Source organism: Streptomyces sp. NPDC049541 (genome assembly GCF_044465725.1).
In the GTDB taxonomy this organism is placed as follows: domain Bacteria; phylum Actinomycetota; class Actinomycetes; order Streptomycetales; family Streptomycetaceae; genus Streptomyces.
In genome coordinates this window covers 454,131-456,527 of sequence record NZ_JBITLY010000001.1, presented here as the reverse complement: position 1 = coordinate 456,527, position 2,397 = coordinate 454,131, and the positions used below count along the sequence as shown (strand labels likewise).

Here is a 2,397-nt window from a genome sequence, read left to right as displayed (position 1 = left end):
CGACCTTGCGGAACGCGGACACCAGACGGCTGCGGTCACCGGCGCGGGTGGCGAGGGCGGACCACCGGTCACGCCGACCCGGAGGCCGAGGCCCCCTCGGTCCGCCCGGGACGGCGACGAACACCGCGTCGAGAGAGCCCTGACGGCCCGATGAGCCGACTACGCCCCCCGAAACACTGACACCAGACAACCACCGTCACCGACCCGAGCGGGAACAGCGACCACCGCTCACGCCGGTCCGGACGGCCGGGCGAGGTGGGTGCGGGCGACCTTGCGGAACGCGGACACCAGACGGCTGCGGTCACCGGCGCGGGTGGCGAGGGCGACCTGGCTGGGCTCGACGCCGTGCAGCGGGATGGCGGTGACGTCGGGGCGGAGGCGGGCGCCGGGCGGGTAGGCGGTGATGACCAGGGCCTCCCCGGCGGCGACGACCTCGAACTTGTCCTCCAGGTCCAGGATCTCGGGGCCGTCGGGCGCGGGGCGGCCGTCCGGGCGGGGTTCCAGGCGCCAGAAGGACGCCCAGGCGGGGTCGGCGCCGGTGATCCGGGGCATCGGCTCGTCCGCGATGTCGTCGACGGTGACGGACTCCTTGCCGGCCAGGCGGTGGTCGACGGGGACCACCACGGCCCTGGGCTCGTCGTAGAGGACGGTCACCTCCAACTGGTCGGTGGCGAAGGGCAGCCGGGTCACCACGGCATCCACCCGGCGTTCGAGCAGCGCGGCGCGCGCCCCGTCCCAGCGCAGATGCCGGCTGCGTACGTCGGCGTCCGGATGCCGGCGCCGCAGCTCGCGCACGGCCGTGGTGACGATCAGGCCGCTGGTGAAGCCGACGGTGAACCGGCTGGGCTCGGCGGCGGCCCGGGCCTCCGCCGCGGCCTGCTCGGCGGCGCCCAGCAGCGCCCTCGCACGCGGCAGGAACACCTCACCGGCCTCGGTGAGCCGAGTGCCGCGCGGGGTGCGGTCCAGCAGCCGGGCGCCGAGCTGGTGTTCCAGAGCGGCGATCTGCCGACTCAGGGAGGGCTGGGTGATGTGCAGGGCCTCGGCGGCACGCCCGAAGTGGCGGTGCTCGGCCACGGCGGTGAAGTACCGGACCAGCCGGAGGTCGAGGTCAGCCATGGCTCCACTCTACTCACCTGCGGTGATGCCCTAACCGTATTGCTCCATGCGGAACAGGCTTTGGACGCGGCCACCGGCCCCTTCGGAGGATGGAGGCATATCCACTCACCACCCTGGAAGGGCTGCACCATGCGCGTATTCGTCACGGGCGCGACCGGTTTCATCGGCTCCGCGGTCGTCCGCGAACTCCTCGACGCCGGGCACGAGGTCACCGGCCTCGCCCGCTCCGACGCCTCCGCCGAGGCCCTGAAGGCCGCCGGAGCCGAGGTGCGCCGCGGGGACCTCGCCGACCCGGCAGGTCTCGCCGAGGGGGCGGCCGCGGCCGACGCGGTCGCCCACTTCGCCTTCATCCACGACTTGTCGGCCGACTTCGACTTCGCCGCCGCGTGTGCGGCCGACCTGCGGGCCATCGAGGTGATCGGAGCAGCGCTGGAGGGCTCGCACAAGCCCTTCGTGATGTCCTCCGGCACGGCGCTGCTGCAGCCGGGAAGGCTCAACACCGAGGAGGACACGGCCCCGCCGGAGTCCTTCGGGGCGGTCCGCGCGCACAACGAGGACGCGGCCGTCGCGCTGGCCGACCGCGGGGTCAGGTCGGCGGCCGTCCGGTTCTCCCCGACCGTGCACGGCCGGGGGGACCAGGGCTTCGTCTCGATGCTGATCGGCACCGCCCGCGAGAAGGGCTTCGCGGCCTACGTCGGTGACGGCGCCAACCGCTGGCCCGCCGTGCACCGCACGGACGCGGCACGTCTGGTCCGCCTGGCCCTGGAGTCGGCGCCCGCGGGCACCCGGCTGCACGCCGTGGGCGAGGAGGGCATCCCGTTCCGGGACATCGCCGCCGTCATCGGCCGCCACCTGGACGTCCCGGTCAGGAGCATCACCGCCGAGGAGGCACCGGCCCACTTCGGCTGGCTGGCCCACGTCGTCGGCCTCGACGTACCGGCCTCGAACACGCTGACCCGCAAGTGGCTCGGCTGGGAGCCGACGGGACCCGGCCTGATCGAGGACCTGGAGGAGGGGCACTACTTCAGCGCGTGACGGCCTGCACCCACCTCCCGCAACGCCTCGAGCACCCGCCCGACGGCCGCCCCCTCCCCGGCCCCTTTCCGTACGGCCGCCACCACGTGCCGTCGGGGCCGGTCCTCCGTCAGCTCCCTAGCGGTATCCGACGGCTCCGAGCCCGTGACAACACAGCGGGGGGGGGGGGGGGGGGGGGGGGGGGGGGGGGGGGGGGGGGGGGGGCGGGCGCGGCGGCGGGGGGGGGGGGGCGCAGGAGGGAGCGGG

Annotated in this window: 2 protein-coding genes; one reads left to right on the top strand and one right to left on the bottom strand. The window is 74.9% G+C overall.

Annotated features, from left to right (window positions below; genetic code table 11):
- Positions 1–228 precede the first annotated feature (228 nt).
- Positions 229–1,116: a LysR family transcriptional regulator gene (locus ACIBW9_RS02090; protein WP_398950300.1), complete on the bottom strand. Its 888-nt coding sequence runs from the start codon at positions 1,114–1,116 to the stop codon at positions 229–231.
- Positions 1,117–1,245: 129 nt separating this feature from the next.
- On the opposite strand from ACIBW9_RS02090, the gene ACIBW9_RS02085 reads away from it, so the two are divergent.
- Entirely contained in the window at positions 1,246–2,151 is a 906-nt protein-coding gene (locus tag ACIBW9_RS02085; RefSeq protein WP_398950298.1) for an SDR family oxidoreductase, read from the top strand.
- Positions 2,152–2,397 lie beyond the last annotated feature (246 nt).

What these genes read in the sequence shown, in the direction of transcription:
- ACIBW9_RS02090 (WP_398950300.1), bottom strand. Translation starts at nt 1,116, where the DNA reads ATGGCTGACCTCGACCTCCGGCTGGTCCGGTACTTCACCGCCGTGGCC.
- ACIBW9_RS02085 (WP_398950298.1), top strand. Translation starts at nt 1,246, where the DNA reads ATGCGCGTATTCGTCACGGGCGCGACCGGTTTCATCGGCTCCGCGGTC.